The sequence below is a fragment of the Micromonospora sp. NPDC002717 genome (genome assembly GCF_040295705.1).
Taxonomy (GTDB): Bacteria; Actinomycetota; Actinomycetes; order Mycobacteriales; family Micromonosporaceae; genus Micromonospora.
In genome coordinates this window covers 67,240-83,772 of sequence record NZ_JBEOVW010000003.1, presented here as the reverse complement: position 1 = coordinate 83,772, position 16,533 = coordinate 67,240, and the positions used below count along the sequence as shown (strand labels likewise).

Sequence of the window (16,533 nt, the reverse complement as noted above, 5' to 3'; positions counted from 1 at the left end):
CGCGCGGTAACGAACCCGAGGTACCCAGCCGCGACCTCCGCGACACCCGGCCGCGTCGGCGCCGGCCCCGTCCCGGCTACCGTTGCCGTCGTGCCTGAGGGACACACCATCCACCGACTCGCCGCGCGGCACGCCGAGCTGTTCGCCGGCGACAAGCTGCACGCCGCCAGCCCGCAGGGCCGCTTCGCCGAGGGCGCGGCCCGGCTCAGCGGCACGGTGCTGGAGGCCACCGAGGCGTACGGCAAGCACCTGCTGCACCACCACGCCGGCGAGCTGACGCTGCACGTCCATCTCGGGCTCTACGGCAAGTTCACCGACGGCGCGGGGGACCCGCCGGAGCCGGTCGGCCAGGTGCGGCTGCGGCTGACCAGCGACCGGCACTGGCTCGACCTGCGCGGCCCGGCCGCCTGCGAACTGCTCACCCCACCCGAGGTGGCGGCGCTGCGCGGCCGGCTCGGCCCCGACCCGTTGCGCGCCGACGCCGACCCCGACCGGGCGTACGCCCGGATCTCCCGCAGCCCCACGCCGCTGGCCGCGCTGCTGCTGGACCAGTCGGTGGTGGCCGGCACCGGGCTGATCTTCGTCACCGAGGCGTTGTTCCGGGCCGGGCTGCCGCCGACGCTGCCGGGGCGGCGGCTGCCCCGCGCCGGCTGGGACGCACTCTGGGCCGACCTGGTGACGCTGATGCGGCTCGCCGTCACGCGCGGCCGGATCGACACCGTCCGCGACGCGCACCTGCCCGAGGCGATGGGCCGCGCCGCCCGCGTCGACCGGCACGGCGGCGAGGTGTACGTCTACCGCCGCCCCGGCGCGCCCTGCCACGTCTGCGGCACGCCGGTGGGCCGGGGCGAGCTGGCCGGCCGCAACCTCTACTGGTGCCCCACCTGCCAACCGGCCTGACGCCCGACGCGCTCACCCTGAATCGAGCAGCCAGCGGACCACCTCGACCTGCCGGGGGAAGACCTGCCCCTCGCCGATGCTCCAGGCCAGCGTCTGCCCGACCGTCCAGCTCCGCACCCGCTCCCGGTCCAGCCCCAGTTCCGCGCTCAGCCGGTCCAGCCGGTGCCGGACGGCGTCCGGCGAGTGCCCCAGCTCCGCCCCGCGCACCAGCGGCACGACGCCGAACTCCCGCTCGCCGGTCAGCGGCTTCGGGTCGATCACCAGCCACGGCTCCCGGGTGGCCCGCAGCACGTTGCCGGCGTGCAGGTCCTGGTTGACCAGCACCTGCTCACCCTGGCTGCCGACGAGGTCGCCGAGGAGCCCGAGCGCCGCGTCGAGCAGCCGCCGCTCGTACGGCCGGCCGGCCCGTTCCCAGTTCACCGGCAGCCGCTCGCACCACCCGGCGGCCTCCTCGGCGAGCGGGGTGAACGGCGGGCCGGCCGGTCGCCACAGCCGGGGCAACAGCCCGACCGCCACGTCCAGCGCCGCGTCCGCGGGCAGCTCGTGCAGCGGAGTGCCGGGCACACACCGCTCCACCAGCAGCGCCCGCCGCTCCGGGTCGTGCGCGAGCAGCCGGGCCGCCCCCGCCCCGGCCCAGTGTCGAAGCGCCGTCGCCTCGTGCACGCTGTCCGGGTCCGGGTACTGGAGCTTGAGCACCGCCGGCGTGCCGTCGGGCAGCGCGGCCGGCAGGGCCAGTGACGCGAAGGCGTACGGGAAGGGGCGTCCCACCCGCAGCTGCCAGCGTTCGACGCACTCCGCCAGCCGGGCCGGCAGCACCGCCCGCCACGCCCGGCCCGCCTCGACCTCCTCGGTCCAGCGCAGCCCGTCGGGGATCTCCAGGTCCACGGCCATCCGGTCATCCTCGGCCACGCCGGCGTGTCGCGTACAACCGTTTCCGGGCCGGGGCCGTCTGGAACAGGGAACCCCACGGAGGCCGACGTGACCACCGGAGCCGTGAACAGTCGGGGTTGGACAGCTGGCGTACCGTCCTGAACAACAAGGGCTGGACGGTGCGCTGGACCTGCCGGTGACCGGTCCGGGGGCGGTCCCGCACCGCCCCCGGACCGGAGCATCTCAGCGCAGCCGGCGGATGTCGCCGTACGCCCGGTAGAAGCCGCCCCGGCCGGATTCGCGGACCTGGGTGACCAGGTAGCGCGCGCCCGGCTCGCGGATGCCCTTGGGGAACTGCACCGACCAGTCCGGACGGTAGCCGGGGGAGAGCACGTGCACGCGCAGCCGGCCGCGGTCCTCGACGCACTGCACCACCACGCCGCCGTCGACGTCGCTGGTCACCTCGACCGTCGTCCACGCCGCCGGCTCCGGCAGCCGGGGCGGGGCCTTGACGTCGACCACCTCCGGCACGCTGCCGGCCTCCGCCGCCCGGATCGCCGGCTCGCTGGCGTCGACGCAGGCCAGGTAGCCGCCGGTGGTGACCACGTAGAGCCGCTCCTCGTGGTACTGCATCGAGTAGGCCGAGCCGCAGCCGGTGCCGAGCTTCCACAGCCGGTTGCCGGCCGCGTCGAAGCAGTAGATCGAGGACTGGCTGTCACCGGCGAAGACGAACCGGCCGCCCTCGGCCGTGGCGCAGGAGAAGACCGGGGCGTCGCAGCGGTAGGTGCGCTCCGTGCGGCCGTCCTTCGCCAGCCGCACCACCTCCCGGGTGCCGGTGCCGGCGAACACCGCGCCGGGCTCCTGCCAGCCGAAGAGCACCGAGCCGGTGCGGGTGTGCCACAGCTCCTGCCCGGTGCGCCAGTCGTAGCCGGTCACCCCCTGCGAGTGGCCGTGGTAGACCGCGTCGGCGTCGCAGCGCACCATCCAGGCCGACCGGCCGCGCCCCGCCCGGCGCCAGAGGAACTCGTCCTCGTGGTCGACGGCGGCGATGCCGCCGTCCGCGTCGGAGACGCCCAGCACCCCGTCGTGGATGTCGAGCCAGTAGATGTCGATGTCGGGGGCGATCGCGTACGCCACCCGGGGCACCTTGCCGGACAGGTCGTAGACGTTGCCGTCGTCGCACCCCGCGTAGATCCAGGCGTCGTCGGCGACGATGCACTTCACCCCGTCGGGGAGGCGGACCTGGTCGAGCACCCGGGCGTCGTGGTCGAGCGTGGTGATGACGCCGCGCTCGTTGCCGACCATGCAGGTCTGCCCGTCGACGAAGATGCCGAAGGCCGGGGCGCCGGAGTCGTAGCGCCAGAGCACCGGGGCGGTGCGGGCGGTGGAGCGGGTGCTGACGATCTGTCGCCGGGAGACGGCGCGCTTCTGCCGGGCGCCGCGCACGGCCGGCGCGTATCCCTTGCGGACCTTCTCGCCGATCTTCTTGGCGGCGGCCGCGCGGGCCCGGGCGTTGTCCGGGTATGCCGTGGTCTTGACCTGGCCCTGGTCGCCGATCCGGCCGTAGCGGACGGTCAGCGCGGCGTCGTCGACCACGACCTCGTAGAACTTGTGCGCGCCACCGTCCACTTCGGACAGTTCGAGGTAGGTCGTCTCCTGCGACAAGGGGGCCTCCGAGGGGTCAGCGACCGGCCCGACGTGGCCGGCGCGGCGACAGCGGGCACACGGTAACCGCCACCCCCGACAAGGACCGGCCGGACTACCGGACGGTGGCGGACAGGGCGTCGACGGCCTTGCGGGCGGCGATCAGCACCGGGTCCCAGACCGGGGCGTACGGCGGGGCGTAGCCGAGGTCGAGGGCGGTCATGTCGTCCACCGTCATACCGTTCCACAGCGCCACCGCGAGCGTGTCGATCCGCTTCGCGGCCTCGGACCAGCCGACGATCTGCGCTCCGAGCAGCCGGCCGCTGGGCTTCTCCGCGATCAGCTTCACCGTCATCGGGCGGGAGCCCGGGTAGTAGCCGGCGCGGTTGGTGGACTGCGCGATCAGGGAGACGAACTCGAAGCCGGCCGCCCTGGCGTCCCGCTCGCGCAGCCCGGTGCGCCCCACCTCCAGGTCGCAGACCTTGGTGACGGCCGTGCCGATCACGCCGAGGAAGGTGGCGTACCCGCCGCCGATGTTGATGCCGGCCACCCGGCCCTGCTTGTTGGCGTGGGTGCCCAGTGGCACGTGCACCGGCATCCCGGTGACCCGGTGCACGGTCTCCACGCAGTCGCCGGCGGCCCAGACGTCCGGCACCTCCTGCACCCGCATGCGGCGGTCCACCCGGACCCCGCCGGTGACGCCCAGCGGCAGGCCGGCGGCCTCCGCGAGCGCGGTGTTGGGGCGTACGCCGAGACCGAGGACGACCAGGTCGGCGGGGATCGGCCCCTCGGCGGTGACCACCGCGGAGACCCGGCCGTCGGTCTCCTCCAGGCCGGTGACGGCGAGGCCGGTGCGGATGGTGATGCCGATCGCGCGCATCGCGTCCGTGACCAGCTCGGCCATGTCCGGGTCGACGGTGGACATCGGCTGCTCGCCCTGCTCCACCAGCGTGACGGAGAGCCCGCGCTGGATCAGCGCCTCGGCCATCTCCACGCCGATGTAGCCGCCACCGACCACGACCGCCCGGCGCGGCCGGGGCTGGGACTCCAGCCAGGCGCGCAGCGCCGCGCCGTCGTCGAGGGTCTGCACGCCGAACACCCCGCCGGTGTCGGTACGCGCCCAGTCCGGCTTCGTCGGCACCGCGCCGGTCGCGTACACCAGGGTGTCGAACCGCTCGCGGACCTCGCCGCCGCCCCCGAGGTCCCGCGCGACCACCTCGCGCCGGTCGAGGTCGATGGCGGTGACCTCGTGCCGCGTCCGGACGTCGATGGCGAACTTCTCCCGGAACGTCGCCGGGTCGCGGGCGATCAGCTCGTCCCGCTCGGGCACCAGCCCGCTGATCCAGTAGGGGATGCCGCAGGCCGAGTACGACGTGAAGTGCCCGCGCTCGAACGCGACGATCTCCAGATCGCCGCGGTCGCGGCGGCGGCGCGCCTGGGACGCCGCCGCCATGCCCGCCGCGTCCCCACCGATGACGATCAGCCGTTGCGCCACGGGGACCATCCTGTCACGGACGACCCGCCCCGCGGGTCTGTCGCGCGACGTCGGAGACCACGTCCACGAGCGTGCCGCCGCGGGCGAGGACGGCGCGCTGTCGGGCCGCCCCGCTGCCGTGCCGGCGCAGCCCGCCGACCAGGTCGGTCACCTCGTCCAGGTCGCCGTGCCGCTCCAGCGCCGGGCGCAGCCGCTCGACGAGCTGGTCGAAAAGCTCCCACGCCGGGCGCAGCTCCCCGTCGGTGAGGTCGACGCCGTCGCCCTCCAGCCCGTCGTGCGCCGCCCGCCAGTGCGCGGCGACCAGCAGGTGGTGGTCGGTGCGGATGGCGGGCCGGCCGGCGGCCATGTCGTCCAGCGCGGTCGCCACCATGGCCCGGACCAGCGCGGCGACGAGCACCGCGTCGTCCACGGACGGGCAGACGTCGCCGATCCGGATCTCCACGGTCGGGTACCTGGCCGACAGCCGGGCGTACCAGTAGAGCATCCCCTCGTCGAGCATCACGCCGCTGGCGACGAGCTGCCGGATCAGCCGCTCGTAGTGCTCGTGCGACTCCAGGAACGGGGTGGGCGCCACCGACGGCCAGCGCTCCCACTCGATCGACCGCCAGCTCGCGTACCCGGTGTCCTCGCCCTTGGCGAACGGGGAGTTGACGGTCACCGCGTGCAGCACCGGCAGCCAGGGCCGGACGTGGTTGAGCACCTGCACCCCGGTCTCCGGGTCGGGCACCCCGACGTGTACGTGCATGCCGTTGTTGCCGGGGCCGGGGACCAGCAGGCGGAACCGCTCGACCATCCGGTCGAAGCGCGGCTTGTCGACCACCGGGGGCACCGGCCCGTCCACCGGCCCGGTGCCGATCGCGAGCAGCCGTACGCCGGCCCGCTCGGCGGCGTCGGCGAGCGCGGCACGCAGCACCCCGAGGGAGTGCCGGATGGAGGAGAGTTCCAGGCCGGGCGGGCTGCCGATCTCGATCTGGCTGGTCTGGAACTCCCGCTCCACCTGGCCGCGCAGCTCGGGCGGCACCTGCTCCATGACGAGGTCGACGGCGGGCACCGCGGCCCCGGTGTGCGGGTCGACGAGCAGGAACTCCTCCTCGACACCCACCGTGAGCAGATCCGTCCCCTCGGCCGTCGCGCTCGGGGCCTCCGCCACCTGGCCGGTCATCGCCACCACCGTCCGTTCGCGCCCGGTCGCGGTCCGTCCGTGCCGGGTCGGCCAGTGGTTACCCACCGTGCCGACGCCGGGAAACGCTGCCCGGCGCGTCGCCCGGCGTGTCGCCCGTCGCGTGCGGGCCCGCCCGGCACCCACCGGCGTCGCCGCCGCTGGCGGCAGGCCGGGCGGGGCGGGCGTCGCCGCCGCCGGCGGCAGGCCGCGCGGAGCGGTCGCCGGCGGCCGTCCTCGCCTGCCGGGCGTCACCGTCGGTGGCGGTCGTCCTCGCCGTCCTGCACCATGGCGCGGACCCGGCGCAGGGTCGCGTCCTGGGCCAGGATGGCCTCCCGCCACCGGTCCAGCGTCCGGCGCAGGTCCCAGACCGTGGCCCGGAGCTGCTGCACCTGTTCGCGGGTCGCTTCGAGTTGCGCCCGGGTGACCAGGGCGGTCTCCTCCAGCTCGGCGACCCGGGTGCGCAGCGGCTGCACCAGCGTGAGGGCGGCGTCGGTGAGGGTGTCGGCGGCGTCCGCCTTGAACTTGCCACGCTGCACCACGACGGTCGCGATGGCGGCGAGACCGCCGGCGCCGCCGAGGACCCCGAGGATGCTGAGCAGGACCTGCACCCACTGCGGTGCGCTCGGCGCGGACACGTTCACGTCCCACCTCCGGTGGAGGCCACGCCGCCGCCCAGTCCGGCGGGCTGGGCCGCCTGGGCGGCCCGGGTGAGGGCGCGCAGGTCGCGCACGATCTGTGCGGCGCGCCAGCCCGAGCCGATGGACACCGCTCCGACGAAGGAGGTCGCGGCGACCCCCTGCTGCCCGGCGACCACCGCCACGGCGACGGCGTACATGCCGGTGATCGTGCCGAGCATCAGCACCGAGGCGAGCTCGGTGCCGAGGGCGGTGGAGAGCCGGCCGGGCCAGAAGATGCCGAGCAGCCCGGCGACGCCGGCGACGACGAGGCCGAACTCCCACCCCACCTGGATGGGACCCGGCATCGCCATCTCCACCGACTGCGGTCGGACGTCCAGGGCGATCAGGAGGAGCCCGCAGACGGGGGCGGTCACCATGACGGTGATCTCGAAGGGCTGGTGCCGCGGGCGGATGCGGGTGTGGGGCACGGCGGCTCCTTGGTGGTGATGGCCCACCACCTCGTCGAGGCGGCCCGTCGGGCCGGGCGGGCGCCCGGCCGTGAGGGGGTGTGCCGGGAGGGCCCGCTCCCGCTGGCCCGGTCGGCTCGGCGGCCCGCCCGACGGGTCGGGCGGCGCGTGGGTGACCGGGAGTGACGGCAGGCCGGCGTTGGCCCGTCGATGTCCCAAGTCGTACCACTCCCACGGAGGCTCCGTCCACCCCGGATCTGTCATAAAACCGCAGGTCAGCGCGTTTGGGAGTCGTCGATCGGGCTGGCCGGCGTGACAGCGGGCCCTAGGCTGGTCGGCGTGTCGGGAGCGTGGCGGGTCGTGTTGGGGACGTGGGCGTACGCGCTCACCCACCTGGCCCTGCTCGCCGACCGTCCGGCCGGGCTGCTCGCCGGGGCCGCGCTGACCGCCGTCGTGCTGCTCGCCGCCGTGCTCGCGCTGCACGCGGTGGTCGGCGTCGGCGCTCCCCGGGCCGGCCGCGCCGCCGCCCTGCGGGCCCGGGCCCGCCGTCGCCGGGTGCCCCGGCAGGTCGATCCGGACGCCGCCGGGCGTCCCCGCCCCCGGGCGCCCGGGGCCGTTCCCTCGGCCGCGTAGCGCCGCCGCCGCGCGGCCGATTCCGCCGTCACCCGAGGCTCGGCGACGCCCTGTCGTCCCGTCGGGCCGTCACCCGGAATCGGAACGAGGGGTCACCATGCTCGCCTTCGCACCACTGCACGACGCCGTCGACGCCGCCGGCGGCGCACTCTCCTGGCTCACCACCCTGCTCGCACCGCTGGCGGGCGGCGCCGCCACCGCCGCCGCGATCGTCGTCCTCACCGTGGCCGTCCGGCTGCTGATCTCGCCGCTGACCGTCGCGCAGGTTCGCGGGGAGCGGCGTCGCGCGGCGCTCGCCCCCGAGGTCCGCGACCTCCAGCGGCGGTACGCGCACGACCCCGCCCGGTTGCAGGGCGAGTTGTTCGCGCTCTACCGGGCCAACGGCGCCAGCCCGGTCGCCGGCTGCCTGCCGATGCTGCTCCAGGCGCCGGTCCTGCTGGTCATGTACCGGCTCTTCACGACCGCCGACGGCGGCACGGGGCCGCTCGCCGAGCGGCTCGCCGGGGTGCCGCTGGGTCACCACCTCGGCGACGGCCTGGGCGGCGCGGTGCTGCCGCTGTTCGGCGTGCTGCTGGCAGCCCTGCTCGCCCTCGCGTGGTGGACGTCGCGGCGGATGCGGCGCGCCGCGGCCGCGACCGGCACGGTGGCCGGCACGCCGACGGAGGGACCGGGGGCGGCGGTGCTCGGCCGGCTGCTGCCGCTGCTGCCGTACGCGACCGTGCTGGTGGCGCTGGTGCTGCCGCTGGCCGCGGTGATCTACCTGGTCACCACGACCGCCTGGTCGGCGCTGGAGCAGGCGGTGCTGCGCCGTCCGCAGGTCGCGCCGGCAGGCATCGATCGACATTGACATCTGTCGGGTCGGCACGTACAACTCGTGAGAGAGCGCTCTCTCGACCCGTCCCCGCAGAGAGGCACGTCCATGACACCTGCCCCGGCGGCTCCCGCCGCCCCGCCCCCACGACGCCGGCCGGCCCTGGCGTCGGCCCTGCTCGCCGTTGTCGCCACCACCGCCCTGGCCGGGATGACCGTGACCGCGAACGCCGCCGTGCCGGCACCCGCGCCCGGCTGGAGTCTGGTGTGGAGCGACGACTTCACCGGCGCGGCCGGCACGCTGCCGTCCGCCGCGAACTGGATCATCGACACCGGCACCAGCTACCCCGGTGGCCCGCCCAACTGGGGCACCGGCGAGATCCAGACCTACACCGACAGCACCGCGAACGTCAGCCACGACGGCGGCGGCAACCTGCGGATCACCCCGCTGCGCGACGCCTCCGGCCGCTGGACCTCCGCCCGCATCGAGACCGTGCGCAGCAACTTCAAGCCCCCCTCCGGCGGCGTGCTCGCCATCGAGGGCCGGATCCAGATGCCGAACGTGACCGGGGCCCAGGCGGCCGGCTACTGGCCGGCGTTCTGGGCGCTCGGCTCACCCTACCGGGGCAACTACCAGAACTGGCCGGGCATCGGCGAGTTCGACGTGATGGAGAACGTCAACGGGATCAACTCGGTCTGGGGCGTGCTGCACTGCGGCGTGGCCCCCGGCGGGCCGTGCGACGAGTTCAACGGCATCGGCGCGTCCCGGCCCTGTCCCGGCAGCACCTGCCAGTCCGCGTACCACACCTACCGCTTCGAGTGGGACGCCTCGGTCAGCCCGCAGCAACTGCGCTGGTACGTCGACGGCCAGCTCTACCACACGGTGAGCCAGTCCCGGGTCGGCGAGCCGTACTGGTCGCAGATGACCGGCCACGCCGGCTACTTCCTGCTGCTGAACGTGGCGATGGGCGGGGCCTTCCCGAACGGGGTCGCGGGTTCGGCCACGCCGACGGCCGCCACCGTCCCCGGCCGGCCGATGCTGGTCGACTACGTGGCCGTCTACAGCCGGGGCGGCGGCACCACCCCGCCGCCGACGACCCCGCCTCCCGGTGGCGTGCGGGACGCGTACGCGACGATCCAGGCGGAGTCGTTCAGCGCGCAGAACGGAGTGATCGTCGAGGCGTGCGCCGAGGGCGGCCAGAACATCGGCGCGCTGCGCGACGGCGACTGGGTGCGCTTCGACAACGTCGAGTTCGGCGCCACCCCGCCGCGCGACTTCGTCGCCCGGGTCGCCTCCGGCGCGGCGGGCGGGGTCAGCGGCCTGGTGGAGGTCCGGCTGGACAGCCCGACCGGCCCGCCGATCGGCAGCTTCGCGATCGCCAACACGGGGGGCTGGCAGAGCTGGCGCTCGGTGCCCGGCAACGTCGCCGGACCGACCGGCCGCCGGACGGTCTACCTGACCTTCACCAGCGGCCAGCCCGCCGACTTCGTCAACGTCAACTGGTTCACCTTCCGCCGCTGAGCCGCGGGGAACCCGGGCGGTCGCCGCCCGGGTTCCCCTGCCGGCCACCCCTGGACAGAAACAGTTAACAGTCCTAATAATGGGCGTCAATGTTGATGCCAATGGATGTCGTCCGGGTGTGGAGGGTGCTGTGAAACGGTCCAGGTCTCTGGTGTTGTCGCTGGTCACCGCCGTGGTCGCGGCGGTCGGGGCGGTGTGGGTGGCGATGCCGGCGTTCGCCGCCGGGGCCACCGCGAGCTTCGTCAAGACGTCCGATTGGGGGTCGGGCTGGGAGGGGAAGTACACGATCACCAACGGCGGCGGCACCACCGTCGACGGCTGGGCCGTCACCTTCGACCTGCCGGCCGGGACGACCGTCGGCTCGTACTGGGACGCCCTGCTGACCTCGTCGGGCCAGCGGTACACCTTCACCAACCGGTCCTGGAACGGCAGCATCGCCCCGGGCGCCTCCGTCTCGTTCGGCTTCCTGGGCAACGGGCCCGGCGCCCCGGCCAACTGCCAGCTCAACGGCGCGTCGTGCGGTGACGGCACCGCCCCGCCCACCACCGCGCCCCCGACGACGGCGCCGCCGACCACGCCGCCCCCGACCAGCCCGCCGCCGAACACCGGGCTGCCGAAGCACATCCTCACCGGGTACTGGCACAACTTCGACAACCCCGCCGTGGAACTGCGGCTGCGCGACGTGCCCGCCGAGTACGACGTGGTCGCGGTCGCGTTCGCCGAGGCCACCGCCACTCCCGGCGCCGTCACCTTCGCCGTCGACCCGGGGCTCTCCGCCGCCCTCGGCGGCTACACCGACGCGGACTTCTCCGCCGACGTGCGCGCCCTCCAGTCCCGGGGCAAGAAGGTGATCATCTCGGTGGGCGGCGAGACGGGCCGGGTGGCGGTCAACGACGCCGCCTCCGCCGCGGCGTTCAGCGACAGCGTGCACGCCCTGATCCAGCGGTACGGCTTCGACGGCGTCGACATCGACCTGGAGAACGGGCTGAACCCGACCTACATGGCGCAGGCGTTGCGCTCGCTGCGGGCCAAGGTCGGCAGCCGGCTGATCATCGCGATGGCCCCGCAGACCATCGACATGCAGTCCCCGGGCAGCAGCTACTTCAAGCTCGCGCTGGACATCAAGGACATCCTCACCGTCGTGAACACCCAGTTCTACAACTCGGGGGCGATGCTCGGCTGCGACCGCAACGCCGCGTACGCCCAGGGGACGGTGAACTTCGTCGTCGCGCTGGCCTGCATCCAGTTGGAGGCCGGGCTGCGTCCCGACCAGGTCGGTCTCGGCCTGCCGGCCGGACCGGGCGCGGCCGGTGGCGGCGTCGTCGCGCCGAGCGTGGTGAACGCGGCGCTGGACTGCCTGGCCCGCGGCACCAACTGCGGCAGCTTCCGCCCCCCGCGCACCTACCCGGGCATCCGCGGCGCGATGACCTGGTCGGTCAACTGGGACGTGACCAACGGCAACGCCTTCGCCCGCACGGTGGCCCCCCACCTCGCCACCCTGCCCTGACGGCCCGGTCAGCGGGTGGCGGCGCCGGCGCGGTCGCGGTGGCGGGCGCGCCGGCGGCGGGACTTCTTGACCGCCCACCAGGCGATCATCACCACGAGGACGGCGACGATGCCGTAGTCGAACCAGTCGCTGTACCGCTCGATCTGCTGCCAGCGGGAGCCGAGGGCGTAGCCCAGGCCGACGAAGATCGAGTTCCAGACGCCGCTGCCCAGCGTCGTGAAGGCGACGAACTCGGGCAGCGGCATGCGGTTGGCCCCGGCGGGAATGGAGACCAGGCTGCGCACCACCGGGATCATCCGGCCGAAGAGCACCGCCCACCGGCCGTGCCGCTCGAACCAGCGGTCCGCCTTCTCCAGGTCGTCCCGGTCGACCAGCGGCAGCCGGTCCAGCCAGCGCTTGAGCCGGTCCTCGCCGGCGACCGCGCCCAGCCAGTAGAGGACGAGCGCCCCCACCAGGGAGCCGGCGGTGGCGGCGAGCACCACCAGCACCACGTTGAACCGTCCCTCGCCGGCCAGGTAGCCGGCCATCGCCAGGACGATCTCGCTCGGGATCGGCGGGATGATGCTCTCCAGGGCGACCAGCAGCGCCACGCCGAACGCGCCGGCGGCGTCGATGACCCCCGCCACCCATCCGGTCAGCCCGCCGAGCCGGGTCGGGTCGACGTTCTCGGCGAGTGCCATCGCGATCCTTTCGCCGGGTCCGGGGGATCAGAGTCCTCTACCCCGCGACCCGCCGGTCACACCTGCCCGTGTCCGGAGCCACGCCGGCTCAGCCCTCCGGGTGCAGCGCCGCGTCGGCGGGCCCCCGCCGCCACCCGGTGAACCGGACCCGCAGCCCCGCCCGGGTGGGGGAGCAGCAGTACGGCCCGGCCGTCGCCACCGCCTCCGGCGGCAGCGGGGCGAGCCGCACCAGCCGCCACGGCCCGCCGCCGGCCCGGGCCCGCACGGTGAGCGCGTCCCGGTCGCGGCTGACCCGGACGGTGACCTCCCGCCCGGCCCACTCCAGCACCGGGGCGACCGACCAGTCGGACACCTCCCGGGTCACCACGGCGCCGACCTGCGGCAGGCCGTCGCTGACCTCCACCCCGGCCTTCACCCAGTTCCGCTCGTCGACGCGGACCAGCGCGCCGGCCTGGTCGAACTGCGCGCCGTAGTCGAGGTGGAAGGCCACCTCCACCGCGTCGCCGACGGGCAGCGGCGCGAGCAACGCCGGGGCGTCGTCGTGCACGAAGCCGTACGAGGTGTGCCGCCACAGGTCGCTGCCCCCGGCCGGCTCCACCAGCAGCTCGCCGGCCGGCCCGTGCTCGACCCGCACCGGCTCGTTCCACCACTCGCCCTCGGCCCAGTCGACTTCACGCGCTCCGTCTCCCATGCCGGCGACCGTACCGCCGTCCGGGCCGCGCGCCGCCGCCGCCCGCTTCACGCGCGACGCCGCCCGGTCCCGCGTTTGCCGGACGCGGGGATCGGAGACATTAGGTCGGCATGGCTGACAGGTGGTACTCCGAGGCCGTCGTCTACTGCCTCGACATCGACACGTACGCGGACTCCGACGGCGACGGCGTCGGCGACATCCGGGGCCTGATCGGCCGACTCGACTATCTCGCCCGGCTGGGCGTCACCTGCCTCTGGCTGCACCCCGTCCACCCGTCGCCCAACCGCGACGACGGCTACGACGCCACCGACTTCTACAACGTCGACCCGCGCTTCGGCACCCTCGGCGACTTCGCCGAGCTGCTGCACCAGGCGCAGAACCGCGGCATCCGGGTGATCATCGACCTGGTCGTGAACCACACCTCGGACGAGCACCCCTGGTTCCAGTCCGCCCGCTCCTCGCCGGACTCGCCGTACCGCGACTGGTACGTCTGGTCCGACCAGGAGCCGGACGACCGCCACCAGGGCATGGTCTTCCCCGGCGAGCAGAACGAGACCTGGACCTACGACCGGACCGCCAAGGCCTGGTTCTACCACCGGTTCTACAAGTTCCAGCCGGACCTCAACTTCGCCAACCCGAAGGTGCGCGAGGAGGTCAAGAAGATCGTCTCGTTCTGGCTCCAGCTCGGCGTCTCCGGCTTCCGGATGGACGCCGTGCCGTTCATCATCGAGCTGACCGAGGCGGGCAACCCGAACTTCCCGAAGGACTTCGACTTCCTCACCGAGCTGCGCCAGCACGTGCAGTGGCGCCGGGGCGACGCCGTCCTGCTCGCCGAGGCCAACGTGGAGCCCGACCAGCTCCCGACCTTCTTCGCCGACGCCGGCGGCTCGGCGAACCGCCTGCACATGCTCTTCGACTTCATGCTCAACGGGCGGCTGATGCTGGCCCTGGCCCGGCAGGACCCGGAGCCGATCATCGAGGCGCTGCGGGACACCCCCGCGCTGCCCGAGGGCGGGCAGTGGGCCACCTTCCTGCGCAACCACGACGAGATCGACCTGTCCCGGCTCACCGCCGAACAGCGCAACCAGGTGTACGCGGAGTTCGGCCCCGACGAGAACATGCGCATCTACGACCGGGGCATCCGCCGCCGGCTCGCCTCGATGCTCGGCAACGACCGCCGGCGCATCGAGCTGGCGTACTCGCTCCAGTTCTCGCTGCGCGGCACGCCGGTGCTGCGCTACGGCGAGGAGATCGGCATGGGGGAGGACCTGTCGCTGCCCGGCCGGGAGGCGATCCGCACCCCGATGCAGTGGTCGTACCGGCCGAACGCCGGTTTCTCCACGGCCGACCCGGAGAAGCTGGTCCGCCCGGTAATCGACAAGGGCGACTTCGGCTACGAGAAGGTCAACGTGACCGCCCAGCGCAGCGACCCCAGGTCGCTGCTCGCCTGGTTCGAACGGATGATCCGTACGCTCCGCGAAGCACCCGAGGTGGGCTCCGGCTCGACCACGCACATCGACGTGGCGATGCCGCCGGGCGTGCTGGCGCACCGGGCCGACGGGCGGACCGGGACGATGGTCTTCCTGCACAACCTCGGCACCTCCGACGCCGAGGTGGACCTGAGCATGCTGGAGCCGGAGGCGGACCTCCCCGTCGACGTCCTCGCCGACCGCAACTACGGCGGGGCCGGCAAGCTGGACCGCCTCAAGCTGGCCGGCCACGGCTACCGGTGGATCCGCCTCTGCCGGGGCCGCGGCCTCTGAGCCCGGTTACCTGTCGACCGGTCGTCCGCCCCACCCCGGCGGACGACCGGTCACTCCCGCCAGCCGGCCAGTTCGACCCCCTTGGCGAGTTCGACCCGGAAGCCCATGGTGATCTCGCCGCTCTCGCCCGGCCCGAGGCGCAGCCGCCAGGTCAGCTCGCCCAGCTCGGTACGCTCGGCCGGCGGCGGGGCGAGGGTGGCTTCCCGGACGACCACCGCCTCGTCGCGGGACACCGGAAGCTGGTCGCGTACCTCCACCGTCGCCGCCTGGGGCGTGTGGTTGGCGACGCTGATCCGGTACTCCACCTCCCGTCGCCGGGTCGAGCCGAGCGTGGCCCGGGTGTCTGCGCGCCGGCCCAGCTTCCGCTCCACCCGTACCCGGTCGTCCACCCCGAGCGCCAGTTCGGTCTCCTCGCCGGGCGCCCACGTCGGCAGCCGGGTGGCCGCGACGAAGTCGGCGCCGTGGAAGACCGCCGCCGGGCCGGGGAACAGCGTGTGCGCCGAGGTGTTGCGGACCGTCGCACGCAGGTGCGCCTCGGCCGCGCGGACCGGCGCGGTCACGTGGTCCAGCCGGGCCGGCAGCTCCAGCACGGCGATGGTGGCCCGGTGCGCGCTGCCGTCCGCCGGCACCGCGACCGGGCGGGCCGGCCGGTAGGTGGCGGCGGTGACCCCCTGCTCCACCGTGGCCACGCTCTCCCGCACCCTGGGGCGCGGCGGGGCGGACCGGGCCACACCACCCGCGGCGGCCGGCGCCGCGCCGGGCGCCGGCGGTGGCGGCAGCGCGCCGAAGCTCGCCGTCGACACGGGCATCGGCGGTACCGGCCGGACCCGGTCGAGATACCAGGGCGACAGTTCGGGTACGCCGGTCGCCGCTGCCGGGCGGGCGGTCGAGAGCTGGAGTTCGCACTCCGGCCAGTCCTCGCCGGTGTCCTGGCTGACCAGGCCGAACCAGGTGACGGTCATGGTGTCGTCGACCAGCCGCAGGTCGTAGGAGGGCTGCCAGCGGGCCCCGTCGACCAGGTAGGTCAGCTCCAGGTCCAGCTCGGCGTCGTCGGCGTCCACCGCCACGGTCACCTCGGCGGCCAGCCGGTCCGGTTCCCGCTTGCCGTTCGCCGCCGCCAACTGCCGCTCGACGGCCGCCAGCTCCTCGGTCAGGTCGGCACGTCGCCGGGCCAACCCGCGCCGGCGGCTGCGGGAGTCGGCGAGCTGGCCGGCCACCGAGTCGGCGAAGCCGGCGACGTCGGTCGGGGCGGCGTCACCGGAGGCCAACGCGCGGGCGTACGTGCCGCCGGCCCGCTCGGCCAGCCGGCCGATGAACTGCCCCCGCTGCGCCTCGATCTCGTCCGCGTCGTCGACCTCGGCCAGCTCGTCGGCCAGCTCGCGGCTCCGCTGCTCCAGCTCGCGGACCTGTCCGTCGGTGCTGCGTGCCTGCCGCCACGTCGTCACGTCCACGCCGAGCACGGTGACCGCGCCCCGGCCGCCGACCCGGACCGAGTCCCGCCGCAGACCCAGCGGCAACGGTGCGACACGTACGCGGTGCTCGCCGGCGGCCAGCCGGGTGCTGCCCCGGCGGGTGACCCGGGCCCGGTCCGGGTAGACGGTGACACCGACGACGGGTGCTTCGATCTCCACTGCGTTCACGGCGGCGACGGTAGCCGAACCGTGCTCGTAACCCCGGCAGGCCGCCGCGGGGTGTCGGCAGGACCGGCGTCCCGCGCCCGGCCGGCCCGCCGTACGCCTGGGTTAAGCTCCTCCGATCGAGCGGAAGTTACC

Annotated in this window: 15 protein-coding genes; 6 read left to right on the top strand and 9 right to left on the bottom strand. The window is 74.5% G+C overall.

The genetic code is table 11. The features are described 5' to 3' along the window. The first annotated feature begins 90 nt into the window (after positions 1-90). Positions 91-900: an Fpg/Nei family DNA glycosylase gene (locus tag ABT006_RS06800; protein WP_350703691.1), complete on the top strand. Its 810-nt coding sequence runs from the start codon at positions 91-93 to the stop codon at positions 898-900. Positions 901-912: 12 nt separating this feature from the next. On the opposite strand, the gene ABT006_RS06795 is transcribed toward ABT006_RS06800, so the two are convergent. The 6 genes from ABT006_RS06795 to ABT006_RS06770 all read right to left on the bottom strand — a co-directional run bounded on the left by ABT006_RS06795 (position 913) and on the right by ABT006_RS06770 (position 7,176). Beyond that, positions 913-1,791, bottom strand: a complete 879-nt coding sequence (locus ABT006_RS06795) for an aminoglycoside phosphotransferase family protein (RefSeq protein ID WP_350703689.1) — start codon at positions 1,789-1,791, stop codon at positions 913-915. 222 nt (positions 1,792-2,013) lie between these two features. Continuing rightward, on the bottom strand, positions 2,014-3,435 hold the full coding sequence (locus tag ABT006_RS06790; RefSeq protein WP_350703687.1) for a WGR domain-containing protein: 1,422 nt from the start codon (positions 3,433-3,435) through the stop codon (positions 2,014-2,016). A 94-nt stretch (positions 3,436-3,529) separates the two neighbouring features. Then, positions 3,530-4,909: an FAD-dependent oxidoreductase gene (locus tag ABT006_RS06785; RefSeq protein WP_350703685.1), complete on the bottom strand. Its 1,380-nt coding sequence runs from the start codon at positions 4,907-4,909 to the stop codon at positions 3,530-3,532. 13 nt (positions 4,910-4,922) lie between these two features. Next, entirely contained in the window at positions 4,923-6,071 is a 1,149-nt protein-coding gene (locus tag ABT006_RS06780) for a carboxylate-amine ligase (protein WP_350703683.1), read from the bottom strand. Positions 6,072-6,319: 248 nt separating this feature from the next. Continuing rightward, complete coding sequence (locus ABT006_RS06775) at positions 6,320-6,712, bottom strand: hypothetical protein (protein WP_466024093.1); 393 nt, start codon at positions 6,710-6,712, stop codon at positions 6,320-6,322. Continuing rightward, on the bottom strand, positions 6,709-7,176 hold the full coding sequence (locus ABT006_RS06770; RefSeq protein ID WP_350703681.1) for a hypothetical protein: 468 nt from the start codon (positions 7,174-7,176) through the stop codon (positions 6,709-6,711). Before ABT006_RS06770 ends, ABT006_RS06775 begins: the two co-directional genes overlap by 4 nt. Before the next feature lie 318 nt (positions 7,177-7,494). Between ABT006_RS06770 and ABT006_RS06765 the strand changes: the two genes are divergently transcribed. From ABT006_RS06765 to ABT006_RS06750, 4 genes are all read left to right on the top strand, one after another. Next, positions 7,495-7,788 (top strand): DUF6412 domain-containing protein, encoded by a 294-nt coding sequence (locus ABT006_RS06765; protein ID WP_350703680.1) that lies wholly within the window; start codon positions 7,495-7,497, stop codon positions 7,786-7,788. 97 nt (positions 7,789-7,885) lie between these two features. Beyond that, the gene (locus ABT006_RS06760) at positions 7,886-8,635 is read left to right on the top strand and encodes a YidC/Oxa1 family membrane protein insertase (protein WP_350703678.1); all 750 of its coding nucleotides are present in this window, start codon (positions 7,886-7,888) and stop codon (positions 8,633-8,635) included. Between the two features lie 72 nt (positions 8,636-8,707). Continuing rightward, on the top strand, positions 8,708-10,120 hold the full coding sequence (locus ABT006_RS06755; protein ID WP_350703676.1) for a carbohydrate-binding protein: 1,413 nt from the start codon (positions 8,708-8,710) through the stop codon (positions 10,118-10,120). Positions 10,121-10,250: 130 nt separating this feature from the next. Beyond that, positions 10,251-11,627 carry a chitinase gene (locus ABT006_RS06750; protein WP_350703674.1) on the top strand — a complete coding sequence of 459 codons (1,377 nt, stop codon included), beginning with the start codon at positions 10,251-10,253 and terminating at the stop codon, positions 11,625-11,627. Positions 11,628-11,635: 8 nt separating this feature from the next. Here the strand turns inward: ABT006_RS06750 and ABT006_RS06745 are convergent, their stop codons facing one another. Further along, a complete protein-coding gene (locus ABT006_RS06745; RefSeq protein ID WP_350703672.1) occupies positions 11,636-12,307 on the bottom strand; it encodes a DedA family protein in 672 nt (223 codons plus the stop codon). Positions 12,308-12,395: 88 nt separating this feature from the next. Then, positions 12,396-12,998, bottom strand: a complete 603-nt coding sequence (locus ABT006_RS06740) for a DUF1349 domain-containing protein (protein WP_350703670.1) — start codon at positions 12,996-12,998, stop codon at positions 12,396-12,398. A gap of 110 nt (positions 12,999-13,108) precedes the next feature. On the opposite strand from ABT006_RS06740, the gene ABT006_RS06735 reads away from it, so the two are divergent. Further along, positions 13,109-14,761, top strand: coding sequence for an alpha-amylase family protein (locus ABT006_RS06735; protein WP_350703669.1), 1,653 nt, complete (start codon positions 13,109-13,111; stop codon positions 14,759-14,761). Positions 14,762-14,811: 50 nt separating this feature from the next. Here ABT006_RS06735 and ABT006_RS06730 read toward each other — a convergent pair whose 3' ends face one another. Then, a complete protein-coding gene (locus ABT006_RS06730; protein ID WP_350703667.1) occupies positions 14,812-16,401 on the bottom strand; it encodes a DUF4139 domain-containing protein in 1,590 nt (529 codons plus the stop codon). Between the last annotated feature and the right edge of the window lie 132 nt (positions 16,402-16,533).

Excerpts from the sequence above, each read along its gene's own strand:
- ABT006_RS06745 (WP_350703672.1), bottom strand. The coding sequence starts at position 12,307 with ATGGCACTCGCCGAGAACGTCGACCCGACCCGGCTCGGCGGGCTGACC.
- ABT006_RS06755 (WP_350703676.1), top strand. The coding sequence starts at position 8,708 with ATGACACCTGCCCCGGCGGCTCCCGCCGCCCCGCCCCCACGACGCCGG.
- ABT006_RS06780 (WP_350703683.1), bottom strand. The coding sequence starts at position 6,071 with ATGACCGGCCAGGTGGCGGAGGCCCCGAGCGCGACGGCCGAGGGGACG.
- ABT006_RS06735 (WP_350703669.1), top strand. The coding sequence starts at position 13,109 with ATGGCTGACAGGTGGTACTCCGAGGCCGTCGTCTACTGCCTCGACATC.
- ABT006_RS06740 (WP_350703670.1), bottom strand. The coding sequence starts at position 12,998 with ATGGGAGACGGAGCGCGTGAAGTCGACTGGGCCGAGGGCGAGTGGTGG.
- ABT006_RS06760 (WP_350703678.1), top strand. The coding sequence starts at position 7,886 with ATGCTCGCCTTCGCACCACTGCACGACGCCGTCGACGCCGCCGGCGGC.
- ABT006_RS06795 (WP_350703689.1), bottom strand. The coding sequence starts at position 1,791 with ATGGCCGTGGACCTGGAGATCCCCGACGGGCTGCGCTGGACCGAGGAG.